At 66.0% G+C, this 17,578-nt stretch carries 14 protein-coding genes and 1 pseudogene; 5 read left to right on the forward strand and 10 right to left on the reverse strand.

All coding sequences use genetic code 11. The annotated features are described in order from the left end of the window. Positions 1-40: 40 nt before the first annotated feature. A complete protein-coding gene (locus tag BLU17_RS09475; protein WP_091996464.1) occupies positions 41-1,606 on the forward strand; it encodes a DHA2 family efflux MFS transporter permease subunit in 1,566 nt (521 codons plus the stop codon). Positions 1,607-1,729: 123 nt separating this feature from the next. Here BLU17_RS09475 and truB read toward each other — a convergent pair whose 3' ends face one another. The 9 genes from truB to BLU17_RS09520 all read right to left on the reverse strand — a co-directional run bounded on the left by truB (position 1,730) and on the right by BLU17_RS09520 (position 14,133). Then, positions 1,730-2,689, reverse strand: coding sequence for a tRNA pseudouridine(55) synthase TruB (gene truB, locus BLU17_RS09480; protein ID WP_091996465.1), 960 nt, complete (start codon positions 2,687-2,689; stop codon positions 1,730-1,732). A gap of 10 nt (positions 2,690-2,699) precedes the next feature. After that, entirely contained in the window at positions 2,700-3,065 is a 366-nt protein-coding gene (rbfA, locus tag BLU17_RS09485; protein WP_065061229.1) for a 30S ribosome-binding factor RbfA, read from the reverse strand. Between the two features lie 170 nt (positions 3,066-3,235). After that, positions 3,236-6,193: a translation initiation factor IF-2 gene (infB, locus tag BLU17_RS09490; RefSeq protein WP_091996466.1), complete on the reverse strand. Its 2,958-nt coding sequence runs from the start codon at positions 6,191-6,193 to the stop codon at positions 3,236-3,238. 154 nt (positions 6,194-6,347) lie between these two features. Then, the gene (gene nusA, locus BLU17_RS09495; RefSeq protein WP_091996467.1) at positions 6,348-7,823 is read right to left on the reverse strand and encodes a transcription termination factor NusA; all 1,476 of its coding nucleotides are present in this window, start codon (positions 7,821-7,823) and stop codon (positions 6,348-6,350) included. Further along, positions 7,820-8,278 carry a ribosome maturation factor RimP gene (gene rimP / locus BLU17_RS09500; RefSeq protein WP_028216619.1) on the reverse strand — a complete coding sequence of 153 codons (459 nt, stop codon included), beginning with the start codon at positions 8,276-8,278 and terminating at the stop codon, positions 7,820-7,822. Before rimP ends, nusA begins: the two co-directional genes overlap by 4 nt. A gap of 527 nt (positions 8,279-8,805) precedes the next feature. Continuing rightward, complete coding sequence (rluB, locus tag BLU17_RS09505; protein ID WP_091996468.1) at positions 8,806-10,593, reverse strand: 23S rRNA pseudouridine(2605) synthase RluB; 1,788 nt, start codon at positions 10,591-10,593, stop codon at positions 8,806-8,808. 62 nt (positions 10,594-10,655) lie between these two features. Continuing rightward, the gene (gene scpB / locus BLU17_RS09510) at positions 10,656-11,585 is read right to left on the reverse strand and encodes an SMC-Scp complex subunit ScpB (RefSeq protein ID WP_091996469.1); all 930 of its coding nucleotides are present in this window, start codon (positions 11,583-11,585) and stop codon (positions 10,656-10,658) included. A gap of 346 nt (positions 11,586-11,931) precedes the next feature. Continuing rightward, positions 11,932-13,134 (reverse strand): pyridoxal phosphate-dependent aminotransferase, encoded by a 1,203-nt coding sequence (locus tag BLU17_RS09515; RefSeq protein ID WP_091996470.1) that lies wholly within the window; start codon positions 13,132-13,134, stop codon positions 11,932-11,934. A gap of 96 nt (positions 13,135-13,230) precedes the next feature. Then, positions 13,231-14,133: a LysR family transcriptional regulator gene (locus BLU17_RS09520; protein WP_091996471.1), complete on the reverse strand. Its 903-nt coding sequence runs from the start codon at positions 14,131-14,133 to the stop codon at positions 13,231-13,233. A 423-nt stretch (positions 14,134-14,556) separates the two neighbouring features. Between BLU17_RS09520 and BLU17_RS09525 the strand changes: the two are divergent. Both BLU17_RS09525 and BLU17_RS09530 read left to right on the forward strand, forming a co-directional pair. Continuing rightward, positions 14,557-14,952: pseudogene (locus tag BLU17_RS09525) on the forward strand (transposase); the annotation flags it as partial. Positions 14,953-15,225: 273 nt separating this feature from the next. Next, a complete protein-coding gene (locus tag BLU17_RS09530; protein ID WP_143189203.1) occupies positions 15,226-15,522 on the forward strand; it encodes a hypothetical protein in 297 nt (98 codons plus the stop codon). Between the two features lie 251 nt (positions 15,523-15,773). Here the strand turns inward: BLU17_RS09530 and BLU17_RS09535 are convergent, their stop codons facing one another. Beyond that, on the reverse strand, positions 15,774-16,088 hold the full coding sequence (locus BLU17_RS09535) for a hypothetical protein (protein WP_091996473.1): 315 nt from the start codon (positions 16,086-16,088) through the stop codon (positions 15,774-15,776). Between the two features lie 279 nt (positions 16,089-16,367). Here BLU17_RS09535 and BLU17_RS09540 point away from each other — a divergent pair, with 279 nt between their 5' ends. Together BLU17_RS09540 and BLU17_RS09545 are read left to right on the forward strand one after the other, a co-directional pair. Further along, positions 16,368-17,090 carry a YdcF family protein gene (locus tag BLU17_RS09540; protein WP_245746780.1) on the forward strand — a complete coding sequence of 241 codons (723 nt, stop codon included), beginning with the start codon at positions 16,368-16,370 and terminating at the stop codon, positions 17,088-17,090. A gap of 159 nt (positions 17,091-17,249) precedes the next feature. After that, the gene (locus tag BLU17_RS09545; protein WP_091996475.1) at positions 17,250-17,480 is read left to right on the forward strand and encodes a hypothetical protein; all 231 of its coding nucleotides are present in this window, start codon (positions 17,250-17,252) and stop codon (positions 17,478-17,480) included. Positions 17,481-17,578 lie beyond the last annotated feature (98 nt).

A 17,578-nucleotide genomic window follows, 5' to 3' on the forward strand; every position in this document is an offset into this window, starting at 1 on the left:
GCGCCAGCGTTGCTTTGCACAGGCCACGACAAAGGACGCAATGGCAGCACCACAACAACCCGTCGCGCATCCGCCGCTGCAGGGCGCGCAACTCGTGATCGGCACCATCGCCGTGTCGCTCGCGGTGTTCATGAACGTGCTCGATACGTCGATCGCGAACGTGTCGATCCCGTCGATCTCGGGCGACCTCGGCGTGTCGTCGGACCAGGGCACGTGGGTCATCACGTCGTTCGCGGTGGCGAACGCGATTTCCGTGCCGCTCACGGGCTGGCTCACCGACCGCATCGGCCAGGTGCGCCTCTTCATGGCGTCGATCATCCTGTTCGTGATCTCGTCGTGGATGTGCGGCCTCGCGCCCACGCTGCCCTTCCTGCTCGCCTCGCGCGTCCTGCAGGGCGCCGTGGCCGGCCCGATGATTCCGCTCTCGCAAACGCTGCTGCTCGCGAGCTATCCGCGTGCGAAGGCGCCCATGGCGCTCTCGATGTGGTCGATGACCACGCTGATCGCGCCCGTGGCCGGGCCGATTCTCGGCGGCTGGATCTCCGACAACATCTCGTGGCCGTGGATCTTCTACGTGAACATTCCCGTGGGCATCGTCGCGGCGCTGGCGACATGGACGATCTTCCGCAACCGCGATTCGGTCGTGAAGAAGGCGCCGATAGACGGCGTGGGTCTCGCGCTGCTCATCGTCTGGGTGGGCTCGCTGCAGGTGATGCTCGACAAGGGCAAGGACCTCGACTGGTTCTCGTCCACCACGATCGTCGTGCTCGCGCTCACCGCCGTGATCGCGTTCGCGTTCTTCGTGGTGTGGGAGCTGACCGCCGATCACCCCGTGGTCGATCTCTCGCTGTTCGCGCGGCGCAATTTCACGGGCGGCACGGTCGCGCTTTCGGTGGGCTACGGTCTTTACTTCGGCAACCTCGTGCTGCTGCCGCTGTGGCTGCAGACCGACATCGGCTACACGGCCACCGACGCGGGCCTCGTGATGGCGCCCGTGGGCTTCTTCGCGATCATGCTCTCGCCGATCACGGGCAAGATCCTGCCGCGCACCGACCCGCGCTATATCGCGACGACGGCCTTCATCGTGTTCGCACTGTGCTTCTGGATGCGTTCGCGCTACACCACGGGCGTGGACACCTGGGCGCTCACCCTGCCGACGCTCATTCAGGGCATCGGCATGGCGGGCCTCTTCATTCCGCTCGTGTCGATCACGCTCTCGGGTCTGCCGGGCCACCGCATTCCCGCAGCTTCGGGCCTGTCGAACTTCGTGCGGATCATGTGCGGCGGCATCGGCACCTCGATCTTCGAGACGGCCTGGGATCACCGCACGACTTTCCACCACGCACGCCTGACCGAAGTGGCCACGCCGACCAACCCTGTCTTCAACCAGTCGATGCAGCAGTTCCAGGGCGCGGGCCTCGATCCCGCCCAGGCGCACGGCCTCTTCGACCGGATGTTGTCGCAGCAGGCTGCGCAGCTCGGCGTGAACGACCTGTTCTTCATCTCGTCGGCGATTTTTATCGTGCTGATCGCGCTCATCTGGATCACGCGGCCCGAACGCGCCGGCAGCGCCGATGCTGGAGCGGCGGCTTCGGCGGCGCACTGAGGTTCACGCGCCAAAGCGCTTTCGGCCACTTTCTGCCACTTTCGGCCGCAAACAGCAAAACGGCACGCCCGGTTCGTCACCGGCGTGCCGTTTTATTTACGCGCACCGCGCGAAGCGGCGTGTTCAGCCCGCGCCGCTCACCACCAGCCGCTCCGGCGCCAGCACGCCGTTTGCCGCCTTCGCTACGCCGAGCAAGCGCCCGTCTTCCGCATACACGCGCACACGCCCGGCCGCTGCGCACGCCGCGCGGTCGAGCACGAGTTCGTTGACCGGCAGACGCTGGCCGTGCATGAAACGGCGCGCAGCTTCGGCATTAAGCCTGACGGCCGGAAACGTCGAGAGCAGCGCATCGACGGGACGCAGCCATGTATCGCGCGCGGGTTCGTCGGCTGCGGTGAGCGCGTCGAGCGTGACCGCGTGCTCGAGCGTGAGCGCGCCCACGCCCGTGCGCCGCAGCATCACGAGATGCGCGCCGCAGCCAAGCGCTTCGCCGATGTCCTCGGCCAGCGTGCGAACGTAGGTGCCCTTGCTGCACGTCACGCGAAACGTCACGTCCGGCAGCGCGCACGCGATCATTTCCAGCGCGAGGATCTTCACCGGACGCCCTTCGCGCTCGACCGTCTGGCCCGCGCGCGCGTATTCGTAAAGCGGCTTGCCGTCGCGCTTGAGCGCCGAATACATCGGCGGCACCTGCACGATGTCGCCGAGAAAGCGCCTCATGGCCTCGCGCACCGCGCCTTCGTCGCACGTGACGTCGCGCGTGTCGATCGCCTCGCCTTCGGCGTCGCCCGTGGTCGTGCGAACGCCGAGGCGCATCGTCGCCTCATAGGTCTTGTCGGCGTCGAGCAGATCCTGCGAGAACTTGGTCGCCTCGCCGAAGCACAGCGGCAGAAGACCCGACGCGAGCGGATCGAGCGTGCCGGTATGACCGGCCTTCTTCACGCGATAAAGGCGCTTCGCGCGTATCAGCGCGTCGTTGCTGGAAAGGCCGACGGGCTTGTCGAGCAGGAGCACGCCGTCGAGCAGGCGGCGCGGCACCTTCGGTGGGGCCGCGCCCTGATTCTTTTTCGATGATGCAGTCATGCCGGCCGCTTCAGTCGTCCTTCGCGCGCGTGGCGTTCGCCTCGTCGATGAGACGCGACATCTCGACACCCTTTTCGACTGACTGGTCGTAGTGGAAATGCAGCGTCGGCACCGTGTGGATGTGCAGGCGCTTGAAGAGCTGGTTGTGCAGGTGCCCGGCAGCATGATTGAGCGCTTCCTGCGTGGTCTTCGGGTCGCCCGTGAGCGTCGTGAAATAGACCTTCGCGTGCGCGTAATCAGGCGTCAGCTCGACGCTCTGGATCGTCACGAGCCCCACGCGCGGATCCTTCACTTCGCGCATCAGTTCGGACAAGTCGCGCTGGATCTGATCGGCGATCTGCACGTTGCGATTCGGAGAGGAACGTTTTTTCGGCATGATTCATCCACCTCTTTCGGCGGCATTCGAACGAAGCGCGGCCGGCCTCGCAGCAAAACACGGCGAGGCGGCCGCACAAAAACAAATGGGCGGGGCTGGCCAGCGCCCGCCCCGCCCGTCATCGGGTAAAACCGCGGGCGGCAGGAACGCCGTCCGCAAGCGTCGCCGGATTACAGCGTACGCGCGACTTCGGTGATCTCGAAGACTTCGAACTGGTCGCCTTCGACGATGTCGTTGAAGTTCTTGATCGACATACCGCACTCGAAGCCTTGCTTGACTTCCTTGACGTCGTCCTTGAAACGCTTGAGCGAGTCGAGTTCGCCGGTGTGAATGACCACGTTGTTGCGCAGCACGCGCACCGACGACGAACGCTTGACGACACCGTCCGTGACCATACAGCCCGCCACCGCGCCGACCTTCGGCACCTTGAACACCTGGCGCACTTCGACCATGCCCGTGATGACTTCGCGCTTCTCCGGCGCCAGCATGCCCGACATCGCCGCCTTCACCTCATCCACTGCGTCGTAGATGATGTTGTAGTAGCGGATGTCCACGCCGTTGGTCTCGGCCAGCTTGCGCGCCAGAGCATCGGCACGCGTGTTGAAGCCGATGATGACCGCCTTCGAAGCCGTTGCGAGGTTGACGTCGCTTTCGCTGATACCGCCCACCGCGGCGTGCACGATCTGCACGCGCACTTCGCTCGTCGAGAGCTTGAGGAGCGCGTGAACCAGCGCTTCCTGCGAGCCCTGCACATCGGCCTTGACGATGAGCGGCAGGTTTTGCACTTCGCCTTCGCCCATCTGCTCGAGCATGTTCTCGAGCTTCGCGGCCTGCTGTTTCGCGAGCTTGACGTCGCGGAACTTGCCTTGACGGAACATCGCGATTTCGCGCGCCTTGCGTTCGTCCGGCAGGACGATGACTTCTTCGCCGGCGCCCGGCACTTCCGAAAGACCCTGGATCTCGACCGGAATCGACGGGCCTGCTTCCTTGGTGGGCTTGCCGGTTTCGTCGAGCATGGCGCGCACGCGGCCATAAGCCGTGCCCGCGAGCACCACGTCGCCGCGATTGAGCGTGCCCGACTGCACGAGCACGGTCGCGACCGGGCCCTTGCCTTTGTCGAGCTTCGCTTCGATGACGAGGCCCTTGGCCGGGGCTTCGACCGGTGCCGTCAGTTCCAGCACTTCGGCCTGCAGCAGCACGTTTTCGAGCAGCTCGTCGATGCCCGCGCCAGTCTTCGCCGATACCGGCACGAACGGCGAGTCGCCGCCGTACTCTTCCGGCACGACGCCTTCCGCGACGAGTTCCTGCTTCACGCGCTCGGGGTTCGCATCGGGCTTGTCGATCTTGTTGATCGCCACGACGAGCGGCACGCCCGCCGCCTTCGCGTGCGAGATCGCTTCCTTCGTCTGCGGCATCACGCCGTCGTCGGCCGCGACCACCAGAATGACGATGTCCGTTGCCTTCGCACCGCGCGCACGCATGGCCGTGAAGGCCTCGTGGCCCGGCGTGTCGAGGAACGTGATGACGCCGCGCGGCGTTTCGACGTGGTAGGCGCCGATGTGCTGCGTAATGCCGCCCGCTTCGCCCGCTGCCACCTTGGCGCGGCGGATGTAGTCGAGCAGCGAAGTCTTGCCGTGGTCGACGTGACCCATGACGGTGACGACCGGCGGACGCGGCAGTTGCTCAGCGTCCGTGGCCGTGGCCTGGCCTTCGACCAGCAGCGCCTCCGGATCGTCGAGCTTCGCGGCAACCGCACGGTGGCCGAGTTCCTCGACGATGATCATCGCCGTTTCCTGGTCGAGCATCTGGTTGATGGTGACCATCTGGCCCATCTTCATCATCACCTTGATGACTTCCGAGGCCTTCACGGACATCTTGTGCGCGAGGTCGGCCACGGTGATGGTTTCCGGCACGTGCACTTCACGCACGATCGGTTCGGTCGGCGCCTGGAACGTCGAGGCGTCCTGGTGACGGCCGCGACCCTTCGGGCCGCCCCGCCAGCCGCGGTCCACGCCGCCCGACGAGTCGCCGCGCGTCTTGATGCCGCGACGCTTGGCTGCGTCGTCCTGCCAGCCGCCCTTGCCTGCGCCCGGCTTCTTGTTGCGGTCGCCCGCGCCCGCACCCGGCGCGCTCGTCGACGGCGCTGCGGCCGTGGCGGGCTTCTTCGCCGCGGCGCCGGCACCGGCCGCCGGACGCGCTGCTGCACCTTCCGGACGCGCCGGCTTGTGCAGCGTGCCCTTGGCTTCTGCGGGCTTGGGCGGCTCGACGGGCTTGGGCGGCTCGGGCGCCTTCACCTGTGCCTTGCGCGGCGTGTTCATCATTTCGCGAATCGCGCGCGCTTCGGCCTCGGCGGCCGCGCGGCGGCGAGCGATCTCTTCCTGTTCCTTCTGCGCCTTTTCGGCGGCTTCGCGCGCAGCGGCTTCGGCCTTCTGGGCCGCTTCGCGCTGCGCGGCGCGCTCGGCGGCGGCGCGCTGTTCGTCTTGCTGGTCCTGCTCTTGCTTCACTTCTTTCGCTTCCGCCTCGGCGTTGCGCTGCGCCGCCACAGCCTGGGCGGCGAGCTCGCGAGCAGCGGCCTCGGCCGCTGCCTTCTTCTTTTCTGCTTCTTCCTCGGCGCGGCGACGCTCGGCCTCGGCGGCCTCTTCGCGTGCGCGGCGCTCGGACTCCTCGCGCGCCAGAAGCTCCTGACGCTCCTTGAGTTCCTGGGCCTGAAGCTCGAGCAGCTCGGCCTCGCGGCGCGCTTCTTCCTCGCGACGCTGCAGCTCCGCTTCTTCGGCGGCAGCGGCTGCGTCGGTCGCATGATTCGATGCCTCCGCCTGGTCGGCGGACTCGTCGCGGCGGACGAACGTGCGCTTCTTGCGCACCTCGACCTGAATGGTGCGAGCCTTACCCGTCGCGTCGGACTGCTTGATCTCCGACGTATGCCGGCGCGTCAGCGTGATCTTGCGCTTGTCCGCGTCGGTCGAGCCGTGCGACTTGCGCAAGTGGTCGAGCAGACGCGCCTTGTCGGTTTCCGACAAGGCATCGTCCTCGCTCGCTTTCTGGACGCCCGCCGCCTGCAGCTGCTCCAGCAGCACGCCTGCAGGCATTTTCAGTTCCGCGGCAAATTGGGCTACGTTGTTACTCGCCATTCATTCCTCTTAATGCAAGGACCGATTCCTTGCGGTTGACATCGGTTCATGCGGCCCTGCGTGCCCCGCTCACAGGCGGGGCGGCCGCGATCAGATCAGTGGGTCATGGTCGCTTCCTGCTCGTCGCGCCCTGGTGCCGTTTCCCGTTGCCGGGTTACTGGAACCAGTGCTCACGTGCCTTCATGATCAACGCCTTGGCGGCGTCCTCTTCCATTCCCGTCATTTCGACCAGCTCGTCCACGGCCAGCTCGGCGAGCTCGTCGCGGGTGTGAACTTCGTGCTGCGCGAGTTTCGCAAGCAGATCCGGGTCCATGCCGTCCAGACTCTTCAGGTCCAGCGCGGCGCTTTCCACCTTCTCCTCGTTCGCGATGGCCTGCGTGAGCAGCGCGTCGCGTGCGCGGTTGCGCAGCTCGTGCACGGTGTCCTCGTCGAACGCCTCGATTTCCAGCATTTCGTTGAGCGGCACGTAGGCGATCTCTTCGAGGCTCGTGAAGCCTTCGTCGATCAGGATGTCGGCGACTTCTTCGTCCACGTCGAGGCGCGCCATGAACAGGTCGCGCAGCACCGTGCGCTCCTGATTCTGCTTCTGCGCGGATTCGTCCGGCGTCATGATGTTGATCTGCCAGCCGGTCAGCTCGCTGGCAAGACGCACGTTCTGGCCGCTACGGCCGATCGCGACCGCGAGTTCGCTTTCGTCGACCACGACGTCCATCGAGTGCTTTTCCTCGTCGACGACGATCGACTGCACGGCAGCCGGCGCGAGCGCGCCGATCACGAACTGGGCGGGATCTTCCGACCATAGCACGATGTCGACGTTTTCGCCACCGAGCTCGTTGCGCACGGCCTGCACGCGCGAACCGCGGATGCCGACGCAGGTGCCGATCGGGTCGATCCGCTTGTCGTATGCCACCACGCCGATCTTGGCGCGCACGCCCGGATCGCGCGCCGCCGCCTTGATCTCGAGAAGGCCCTGCTCGATTTCGGGCACTTCCATTTCGAAGAGTTTCATCAGGAACTCGGGCGCCGTGCGCGAGAGTTCGATCTGCGGACCGCGCGCGGTGCGGTCGACCTTGGCAATCCAGGCGCGCACGCGGTCGCCCACGCGCAGGTTTTCCTTCGGAATCAGCTGGTCGCGGCGCAGCAACGCTTCGACGCGGCCCGATTCGACGATGAAGTTGCCCTTGTCCATGCGCTTGACCGTGCCGGTCATGATGCTTTCGCCGCGCTCGAGGAAGTCGTTGAGGATCTGCTCGCGCTCGGCGTCGCGCACCTTCTGCAGGATCACCTGCTTGGCGGCCTGCGCGCCGATGCGGCCGAATTCCACCGAAGGCACCGACTGCTCGATGAAGCCGTCGATCTGCGCTTCCGGATCCTGCTCGCGTGCCTCGAACAGCAGGATTTCCTGGTCCGGTTCCTGCAGGCCCGCCTCGTCCGGCACGACGCGCCAGCGGCGGAACGTTTCGTGCTCGCCGCTTTCGCGGTCGATATGCACGCGGATATCCGCATCCTCGTCGAAGAGTTTCTTGGAGGCCGACGCAAGCGCCGCTTCAAGGGCGGCGAACACCACGTCCTTGTCGACATTCTTCTCGCGTGCCAGCGCATCCACCAGCATCAACACTTCGCGACTCATTGTTTGCGGCTCCTAAAGTCAACTTTGGGGATAAGGCGTGCTTTGTCGATGTCCGCGAGCGTGAAATCGAGCATCGCAGGACCCGCCTTCCCTTCGAATTCCAGACCGATGGTCTCGCCCTCGGGAGCATGCACGATGCCCCGGTACGATTTCCGTCCGTCCAATGGCTTTTTCAGCGTGATTACCGCTTCGCAGCCTGCGAAGCGTTCGAAGTCCGCCAGTTTTTTCAGCGGACGGTCGAGACCCGGCGACGAAACTTCGAGTCGCTCGTAGTCGATGTTCTCGACCGTCAGAACGTGCTGCAGCTGACGCGTGACCTTCTCGCAGTCCTCGATCGCGATACCCGCGGGCTGATCGATATAGATGGTCAGCATGCCGCGCCCGGTGCGCTCGAGGTCGACCAGCTCGTAACCGAGCCCGGTAACCGTGGTTTCAATCAGTTCCGTCAGTTGCACAATGCCCACTCCAGATGTTCGCGCAGCGGGCCGGCAACTTCCTTCGCTCGAATACGTGCTTCGCTCGGGATTCGCGGGCCGCGCGCCAGGTGAGCGCGCGCGCTTCTCACCTACCTGCCCCACGATGACGAACGACCCGGCGCCCCCCAAAATCGACAATGCCGAGCGCGAAGCGTCGGCATTGGTCGGCATCATTCGGGGCAAACCAAAAAAAAATGGGCGAAACGCCCATCTTCTCACTTAGCCAGGTGGTCGCACCTGGGGCGCAAATAATAGCCGCACGCCCAGCGACTTTGTGATTCTAGCCTTTTTTGAACATTAACGCAAATCACCGGTCAAGGCCGGGCGGCCTTTTGCCGTTAATTACGGGCTCCTGACGCATGGGCTTGCCGAGGCTATTTTCGACCGTTTCGCATGTTAATCAGCGTGCATCCGGGACTGCGGAAACAGCGGAGAGCGCACAAGCCCGCGGCTGTAAAACTGACGACGCCCGCCGAAGGAAGCGACAGGGCGTCGAGCCTCGCATATCAATGACCGCGAGTGCGGTTGCGTGGCGCGCCACGTTGGCCGCCACGGCTGTTGCCGCCCGCTCGGTTGCCATTGGCGTTGGCATTGCCGCCATTGCCGGGACCGCCCCGGCGATTGCCGTTGGCGTTGGCGTTGCCGCCCGCGCGCTTGCCCGCACCGGGAGCCCGGTTGCCGTCGACCTCGCGGCCGCCGGCGCGGTTGCTGCCGCGGCCGCCGAAACCGGAGCCCGCGCCGAAATTGCCGTGGCCGACACCCGCGCCGCCGCCAAAGCCGCCCGCCGCGCCGCGCCGCGCCTGGCGCGGCTGGTTCATCGCGCCATGGGAGCTCAGCACGGGTTCGCGGTTGATGAAGCCCATTGACGTCTGCATCGGATCGGGCTGACGGCGATCCTGCTCCTTGCCGCGGCCACCGCCCTTCTCCTCGGTCGGCGCCTTCAGACCCACCGCGGCCATCAGGCTGCGGACCTGGTTGTCCTCGAGTTCTTCCCAACGGCCGCGCTTGAGCCCCTTGGGCAGCGCGATCGGACCGTGGCGCGTGCGAATGAGGCGGCTCACCATCAGGCCGACCGCTTCGAACATGCGGCGCACTTCGCGGTTGCGACCCTCGGCCAGCGCGACGTGATACCAGTGATTCGTGCCCTCGCCGCCGCCGTCGCGCAGGCGCAGGAAGTTCGCCGGGCCGTCCTCGAGCTCGACGCCCTTGAGCAGCTTCTGACGATTCGCCTCGCTGAGCTCGCCCACCACGCGCACCGCATATTCGCGCTCAACGCTGTAGCGAGGGTGCATGAAGCGGTTCGCCAAATCGCCCGAGGTCGTGAGCATCAGGAGACCTTCGGTGTTGAAGTCCAGACGGCCGACGGCCAGCCACTTCGCCGTTTTCATGGGCGGCAGGCGGTCGAACACCGAGGGGCGGCCTTCCGGGTCAGCATGGCTGACGATTTCGCCTGCGGGCTTGTGATAGATCAACACGCGCGGCGGCTTGTTCGGCAGCTTGCGCTTGATCGGTTTGCCGTTGATGCGAACCTGGTCCGTCGGCAGGATGCGCTGACCAATGTGAGCGGGCTCTCCGTTCACCGAAACGCGCCCGGCGATGATCAACTCTTCCATGTCGCGGCGCGAGCCCATGCCCGCGTCCGCCAGCACCTTGTGCAGCTTCGGCGCGTCGTCGTCCGGGCTCAGCACGCGCTTGGGCTGCTGGGTACGGCCGCGGCGCAGCATCGGCGCGCGCACGCCGGAGCCGGCGCCGTTGTCGGCGTCGAAGGCCGGCGAAGTGACGTAGAGGAACAAATCGTCCTGAGCAGCGGAGTCGCCGCCCGCTGCCGGCTGCCCTTCGGGGCGGCTCTGAGCCTTCTGGCGCTTGCCCGCGCCCTGCTGGCGCTCGCCGCGCTTCTCACCGCGCCTCTCACCTTGCCGCTCGCCCGGACCGGCTCCGGCCGCGTTCTGGCGCCGGCCCGCCTTATTCGCGCCCGAATCCTTGCGCGGCGCACGCCCCTGCGGAGCAGCTTCGCCATCCGGCGGCGTTTCCGTGGCGGCGACGACGGTCACCGCCGAAGCATCGGCGCCTTCGACGGCCTTCGCCTTCGCGCCGGCGCGGCGGCGCGCGATCAGGCTGCGCGGTCCCCGGCGCAGGCCGCGGCGCGGCCGCTCTTCGCCCTCGCCGCCGTGAGCTGGCGCGCCCGGGGCATTGCCTTCGACCTGCGCGGCGCGCGTGTCGTCGTCGCGCGCGGAAGTCGCGCGGCGCGCGGATTCGGACGCGTCGGTCGAATCGGTGTCGTGGATATCAGTCAAAACAACCTCAAAATGTCAGGTTGCGCGCCCGCTTGCGGGGCGCGTCAAAAAGGCTTGTTACTTCAGACGCCGCGTCGAGCGGCTTCGTTGTCCGTCGTCGAGACGGCGTCGTCCTGCGCCGCGTCGCGGCGCTCTTCATGTTCTTCGCCCGCCGTATCGGCATCATGCGCGGCTTCCTGCGCGTGAGCGTTCGGGGCAACCCCGTGTTCCGCGAGGCTTGCTTCATCATGTTGCATGGCATCGCCCGCGGAGCCGGCTGCGGCTGCAACGTTTGCGCCTGCCGCCTCTTGCGTTTCGCTCGCGGGCTGAGCAGACGTAACTTCTTCCCCCACCAATGCCGGCGCATCTTCCGCGCCTGCCACCACGGCTGCATTGGCTGCATTGGCCGCGTCGGGCTCGCCGTCCGCGACGTACTGCGCCGCTCCGCTATCGGGAAACTCGATCGCGTGCTGGGCAAGCAGTTGCTCGCCCAGCTGGCTCGACGGATCGTCGAGCGGCGGCAATTCGTCGAGCGACTTCAGGCCGAGATCGTCGAGGAACTCGCGCGTCGTCGCGTAAAGCGCCGGGCGACCCGGCACGTCGCGGTGACCGATCACTTCGATCCAGTTGCGGTCTTCGAGCTGCTTGACGACCTGCGTGTTGACCGTGACGCCGCGAATTTCCTCGATGTCGCCGCGCGTGACCGGCTGCCGGTACGCGATGATCGCGAGCGTTTCGAGGACCGCTCGCGAATAACGCGGCGGCTTTTCAGGGTGCAACCGGTCCAGGTAGGTCCGCATCGCCGGCTTGCTCTGAAAGCGCCAGCCCGACGCGAGCCCCACCAGCTCGACGCCGCGCCCGGACCATTCGTGCCGCAGGTCTTCGAGCAGGGTGCGGACCGTGTCCGCCGAAATGTCGTCGGCAAACAGTTTGCGCAGTTCGCCGATCTTGAGCGGCTCCTGCGTGCAGATCAATGCAGTCTCGAGGACGATTTTCGCCTCTTGGGTATTCATGCAGCCAGGTCAGACCCTAAGTAAGGTAAATCAGGTTCAAGGAACCGGATCAGACAGACGAAAGACGATATGGAACTGGAGACGCGCTCGCCCGATTCTGATCGGTCATATTGATGGGAGCACGCACCGGGGGGCCGCTATACGACACACAAGCAGGCAAAGAGCCAGACCCAGCCGGACGGAGCAGCGAAATTCCCGTAAGGAATCGCTAGACTGAGCGCCATATTACGCAAAAACGCCGGGTGCGTAAAGACGCCTTCCGGCATGCGCGGACGCATTTCTCCCGGGCTGCGCCGCTGCTTTGCGTGCGCCGGCGATGCACCGGCAGCGCACCCTCAACGCACCCTCAACGCGCGCCCACTGCCTCCAGGTAGCGCGCGAGGCGCTCGACACCCGCGTCGAGCCGCGCCGGATCGCACGCATAACACCAGCGAACGAAGCCTTCCCCTTGCGGTCCGAACGCGCTGCCTGGCGCGAGCCCGAGACCCACGTCGCGTACCAGCGCCTTGCATAGTTCGAGGCTCTTCTGCGCGCCCGCCAACCGGAAAAACAGATACATCGCGCCGCGCGGCACCTTCACGTCGACGCCAGGCAGCTTCGCGAGCGCCGCCGCGAGATGGTCGCGCGAAGCACGCAGATCGGCGACGAGCGCACGCGTGAACGGCTCGCCGTGCTCGACGGCGGCAATCCCGGCCTGCTGCACGAACGACGGTGCACATGAGGTGTTGTACTCGATGAGCTTGCCGAGGTCGTCGGCCAAGGTGCGCGGCACGACCATCCAGCCGAGCCGCCAGCCGGTCATCAGCCATGCCTTCGAGAACGAATTGACGCAGATGAGCCGCTCTTCGCGCGAGGCGATGTCGAGAAACGACGGCGCGGCGCGTTCGCCGGCGTCGCCGTAGTAAAGCCGCTCGTACACTTCGTCGGCGACGATCCAGATGCCGAGACGCCGGCAGTGCTCGAGCACCGCGCGCTGCTCGTCGCGCGTCATTACCCAGCCGGTCGGATTGTTCGGCGAGTTGATCGTCAGAAGCCGCGTGCCGGGCGTAAGCGCCGCCAGCAGCCGGTCGAGATCGAGCGTCCAGCCGCGCTCGCCGTAACCGAGCGATACCGTTTCGACCGTCGCGCCGAGAATCTTCGGGATCTCGACGAGGTTCGGCCAAAGCGGCGTCACCGCCACCACGCGATCGCCTGCGCCCACCACGAGTTGCGCCGCCAGCATCAGCGCGTTCACGCCGGCGCTCGTCACCGCGATGTTTTCGACCGGCGTTGCGCCGTGCAGCTGGCTCACGTAGCGCGCGAGCGATTCACGCAGCGGCGCGATGCCGAGGTTGTGCGTGTAGAACGTATCGCCGCGCCCGAGCGCCTCGGCGGCCGCCTCGCGGATGAACGGCGGCGTCGCGCGGTCGGACTCGCCGAACCAGAACGGCAGCACGTCGGGAACGCCAAACCCGGCGTTCGCCACTTCGCGGATCTGCGAAGAGCGCAACGCGCGCACCGCTTCGCGCGGCAAGGAGACGGAGGACGACGGATCGAGATCGCTGCTCATCTGCATTTCCGGTAACACAGAATGTGGGAAAGCGTGAAGTGTAGCGCGCGGCCCGGCGCAATGCCGGCCAGGCCCGCAATCCGCACACCGACGCCTTCAGCGCGGCGCATCGGGCCCGCCGTCGAGTTGACGGATCAGCGACCACACGGCCTCGGCGGCCGGCGAGAGCGAGCGGTCGCGCCGCCGCACGAGTTCGACCGTGCGTTCCGCACGCGGCACGAGCGGGCGCGCGAGCAACGCGGCGCCCGCCGGCACGGGCAACGCGAGCCAGGGCAGCACGCTGATGCCCACACCCGCCTCGACGAGCCCGAAGACCGTGGCCGGATGGCCCAGCTCCTGCACCACGCGGGCACGCACGCCCTGTTCGCTCATCACGGCGTCGATGAGCGGGCGGCTGCCCGAGGCGTAGTCCAGCATCACGAGGCGTTCGCCATCGAGTTCCTTCCACGACACTTCTTCGCTGATCGCGAACGCGTGATCGGCGCGCACGACCACGCAGAACGAGTCCGTGGTCAGACACTGCGTTTCGAGATCCTCAGCGGCGAACGGCCCGATGATCACCCCGAAGTCCACCTCGCCCGAGCGGATCTTGCGCACCACGTCGCTTTGCACGTCGTCGCGCAGGCCAAGCGTGATGTAAGGGAACTGCCGCCCGCAAGCGGCCACGACTTCGGGCATCAGCCGACAGGCGACCGTCGGGCTCGCCGCCACGACGACGCGCCCGCGCCGCTGCTCGCCGATCTCGCGTATCTCGCGCAAGGCGTCGTCGAGATCGTTGAGCAGGCGCGGAATGCTCGCAATGAGGTTCGCGCCGACATCGGTTAGCTGCACCTCACGCGTGGTGCGGTCGACGAGCTTCACGCCGATCTCGGTTTCCAGTTCGCGCACGCAACGGCTCACCGCCGACTGCGTGAGTCCGATTTCGTCCCCTGCCCGGCTGAAGCTCTGCAGCCGGGCGACCTCGATGAACACCCGTAGCTGCCGCAGCGTCACATTCATCTGCTCGCCTCATGAATCGTCTGATTTCATGCAATTTTATCCGGACGCGCTGCGTTCCGGGAATGCGAATGTCGGCGGCGATTATTCGCCGCAATGCAGCAATACGGCGCAAACGCACGTCTGACGGGCCTATTTGCACAAGATTGGTGATTCTCCCGATTTTCTCGTCAGGTGTTTTCGAGTCTTATACGCCCCTGGCAATCTCCCGCGCGGGCTTGGCGCCACGCGGCTTCAAGACGAGAACGCATGTGCTGGCACAGTTTTCGCATTAAGGCACGCACAGGTTCGATGGACGTCCCGGAAGCAGGCAATCCGGAACGAACCAGCCGGGCCCGCCGGTACCCCGGCATCCGGTCGGGAGTACATGAAGAGTGCGCAGCGCGGGGCAGCGCACCGGAGATAGCTTCGCTGAGGTGAAACATGATGCTGTTCGACGATTTGAGAGACAACGAATGGGCGCTGGTCGAGGCGTTGTTCTGTGCCGAACCGGCACGGAGCGAACGGCGTGGGCGGCCTCGCGTCGAAGCGCGTGCTGTGGTCAACGCGGTGCTCTGGGTCCTTTCGACAGGTGAAGGCTGGTCCAAGCTGCCGGGCCGCTATCCCTCGCCGCCGACCTGCCGCCGCCGTTTCGACGAGTGGCAGGCGGACGGCACGCTGGCGGAGATCGTCAAGCGACTGAGCTCGAACGGGCGCGAGATTTCGCTGCGCGGCCGTATCGGCGCAACGGCGACCAAGCCGCCGGCGCCGCCCAGCCGCGATCGCCTGCGCGGCGCCTTCTGGACCAATCCGGAGTCGTGGCGCGCGCCGGTCAAGATGGCCTGAGCACACGCGTCAATCGCTTTGCGCCGGGCGCCGCGCGCGCCCGGCGAGTTTTTCGCCCTCCTTCTGCCTGTTCCCCGCGCACCCGCGCGGCGGGATACTCCGCTTCCGCCCGGCTCCGTCGCCATCGCTTCGCTGCCTCCGCAACGAAGCGAAGCCGCATGCCGCCCGCGATACATCTCTTTACCAATATTTACAGCATGCTTTCGCGCCCGCCGTTAGTTTGGCGATATGTCTATCAACGTCAACAAGCTGGATTGACGGGGAGCCAACATGAAATCCATGGACCTGCCCATCCGGGGCATCATGGTTTCGCTGTCCGCGCTCGCCCTCTTCGCGCCAACGGCGTCGTTCATGTCATTCAGCGCAGCCGCCCAGCCGCCGCATGCGTCCGCGCCGCCCTGGCCGATATCGCGCACCGGCGCCCACGCGTGGCCGCCCCCGGCAGCCGGCGGCAATGGCGCCAATGGCGGCAGCCACCCCGCGCCACGCGGGGACCTGCGCGGCGACATTACCGATAATGCGCGCCGCAGCGCGCCCCAGCGGCAGGAGGCGCCGCCGCATCGCTGATGCGTGCCTGAAGCGGGTTATCGAGACCGGACCGCAGAAACCGATGCCACGTCGATAAGAAGAACCGCTGAGTGCGCCCGATGAGCCCGATGAGCCCGACGAAACAGCGGGTCAGCATATACCCTGCCTTTGGGAACCACCACGCGTCGCGCGCGGTCTATTCTTACGCCATCAAGCACAGCGTGGCAGCAGTAATTCCGGTAAGCCCGTATCTTTCGATGCGGGCTTTTTTTTGGCGGGAGACGATGAAACTACTGGCTGGCTTCGAGACCCGATTGGGGCACGCGTTCGGCCACATAGTCGGCCACGCGATGAGCGCTCCACTGCGCCGTGCGCTCGTCGCGTGCAAGACGGGCGAATTCCGCGCGACCACGATCGGTCAGCACCGCGATGTCGACGGGCGCGTGAAAGCCCGGCGCCGGCGCGACCGTACGCTGGCGGACGATATCCATCATGCCGAGATCGCGCAAATACTGGAACACTTCGGGACGACGCGCCCACGGGACCTGCCGGTACTGCACCCGCCGCAGCGCTTCGAGTACTGCCTCGTTGGAATACGTGGTCATCTCACTTCTTTCTTAAAATGCAGTCCTGCGATCATTGAGCCTGGCGCGAGCCGGCTTCGGCGCGACGTGAGCGGCAAAGCCAGCGCAGTGACGGGCCCACGCGCGCCGTCCCATGCACCGCGCGGCGGCAGGGACTGCAGGTTATCCGGGCCCCCGTAAAAGCGGACTTGCCGCTTGTCGCACGCCCAACGCCGCGCCACGCTCGCGGCGCAAAGGTCGGTTGGATGCGCAATTTCCCGAAAACAATACGTTACCTCATCCAAATTGATTCTAATCGTTTTGTTTGCGCTATTTATTGCGCTGGCGATACTGTGGCACAGCGCGCGCTGGCGCGTCGCGGCTTGCGCCGCCGTCGTTTTCTGGCTGCTGTCGGCCGGCTGGCTCTCCGGGATCCTGCTCGACTTCGCCCAGCCGCAGGTATATCGCACTCCCTATGATCCGGTAAAAGCTGGCGCGGCGAACTTCGGTCCGCGCACCGCGATCGTCATGCTCGGCGGGGGCACCGAATATCGCGACGGCAAGCTGGTCCCCAAGTACGATGTCTACGCGCGCATTGCGCTCGCGGCCGGGTTGCACGCGCAGTGCGTCCGCGCGGGCAGAACCTGTCGCGTGATCGTGAGCGGCGGCAACCCCCAGCACCACGCGAGCGCCGAAGCGGACAACTACGCGCCCTACCTGCTGCGCGCCGGCGTGCCGCGTGCCGATCTCGTCCTCGAAAACCGCAGTCTCACGACCTGGCAAAATGCGCGCAACGTGGCGCCCATCGTCCGCCCGGATGACGGCGAAACGCTCCTGCTCGTGACGTCCGCGTACCACATGCGCCGCGCGATGCTCGATTTCCACCGCTTCGGGATGGACCCGTTGCCCGTGGTCTCGAATGTGCGCCGCGTCCAGCGGGGCGTGCTGCCGCGCCTCGCCAATCTCAAGGTCGCCGAAATCGCGCTCCACGAGTTGATCGGGATCGCGCAGTTCTATGCCTATCGGATGCTCGGCTGGTTTTAGCGTGACGGGGATGCGACAGCAGTTGTAACCAGGTGTAACGACCGCACGAGGGCCTTGCACGATGTCATCTGGAGCGAGTATTTGGTCGTTAGAATGACATGTCCATCCTGCTTGGACAGGTACCGGCTGGGTCCATAAACCGCTCCTTCGGAGGTAGAGATGAAAAAAGTGTCCCTCGCAGTCCTGATTTCACTTTCCGCACTGACGGGTGTTGCATATGCACAGTCGGATAACGGCATCACGATGAGCACCGATCCCGCAAGGGCCGACGACGTCCTCCAACGTGCGCAGGCCCTGCAGCAGCAACAGTCCGCCGCGCCCGCGCAGCCGGCCATGCCCATGCATCACAAGGGGCATGGGCATCACAAGAAGCCCGCGCAGGCGCAATAACGAACGGGCCGGGCCGCGCAGGCCGTGTGTGCGCGGCACGAGTCCCGGAAGAAAGCCGATGCCGGCCGTGCCGTCATCGGCTTTTTTGTCGGCGGCGT

Origin of the sequence: Paraburkholderia lycopersici, from assembly GCF_900096975.1 — a bacterium.
Classification (GTDB): Bacteria; Pseudomonadota; Gammaproteobacteria; order Burkholderiales; family Burkholderiaceae; genus Paraburkholderia; species Paraburkholderia lycopersici.

Excerpts from the sequence above, each read along its gene's own strand:
- BLU17_RS09475 (WP_091996464.1), top strand. The coding sequence starts at position 41 with ATGGCAGCACCACAACAACCCGTCGCGCATCCGCCGCTGCAGGGCGCG.
- truB (WP_091996465.1), bottom strand. The coding sequence starts at position 2,689 with ATGACTGCATCATCGAAAAAGAATCAGGGCGCGGCCCCACCGAAGGTG.
- rbfA (WP_065061229.1), bottom strand. The coding sequence starts at position 3,065 with ATGCCGAAAAAACGTTCCTCTCCGAATCGCAACGTGCAGATCGCCGAT.
- infB (WP_091996466.1), bottom strand. The coding sequence starts at position 6,193 with ATGGCGAGTAACAACGTAGCCCAATTTGCCGCGGAACTGAAAATGCCT.
- nusA (WP_091996467.1), bottom strand. The coding sequence starts at position 7,823 with ATGAGTCGCGAAGTGTTGATGCTGGTGGATGCGCTGGCACGCGAGAAG.
- scpB (WP_091996469.1), bottom strand. The coding sequence starts at position 11,585 with ATGAATACCCAAGAGGCGAAAATCGTCCTCGAGACTGCATTGATCTGC.
- BLU17_RS09515 (WP_091996470.1), bottom strand. The coding sequence starts at position 13,134 with ATGAGCAGCGATCTCGATCCGTCGTCCTCCGTCTCCTTGCCGCGCGAA.
- BLU17_RS09520 (WP_091996471.1), bottom strand. The coding sequence starts at position 14,133 with ATGAATGTGACGCTGCGGCAGCTACGGGTGTTCATCGAGGTCGCCCGG.
- BLU17_RS09530 (WP_143189203.1), top strand. The coding sequence starts at position 15,226 with ATGAAATCCATGGACCTGCCCATCCGGGGCATCATGGTTTCGCTGTCC.
- BLU17_RS09535 (WP_091996473.1), bottom strand. The coding sequence starts at position 16,088 with ATGACCACGTATTCCAACGAGGCAGTACTCGAAGCGCTGCGGCGGGTG.
- BLU17_RS09545 (WP_091996475.1), top strand. The coding sequence starts at position 17,250 with ATGAAAAAAGTGTCCCTCGCAGTCCTGATTTCACTTTCCGCACTGACG.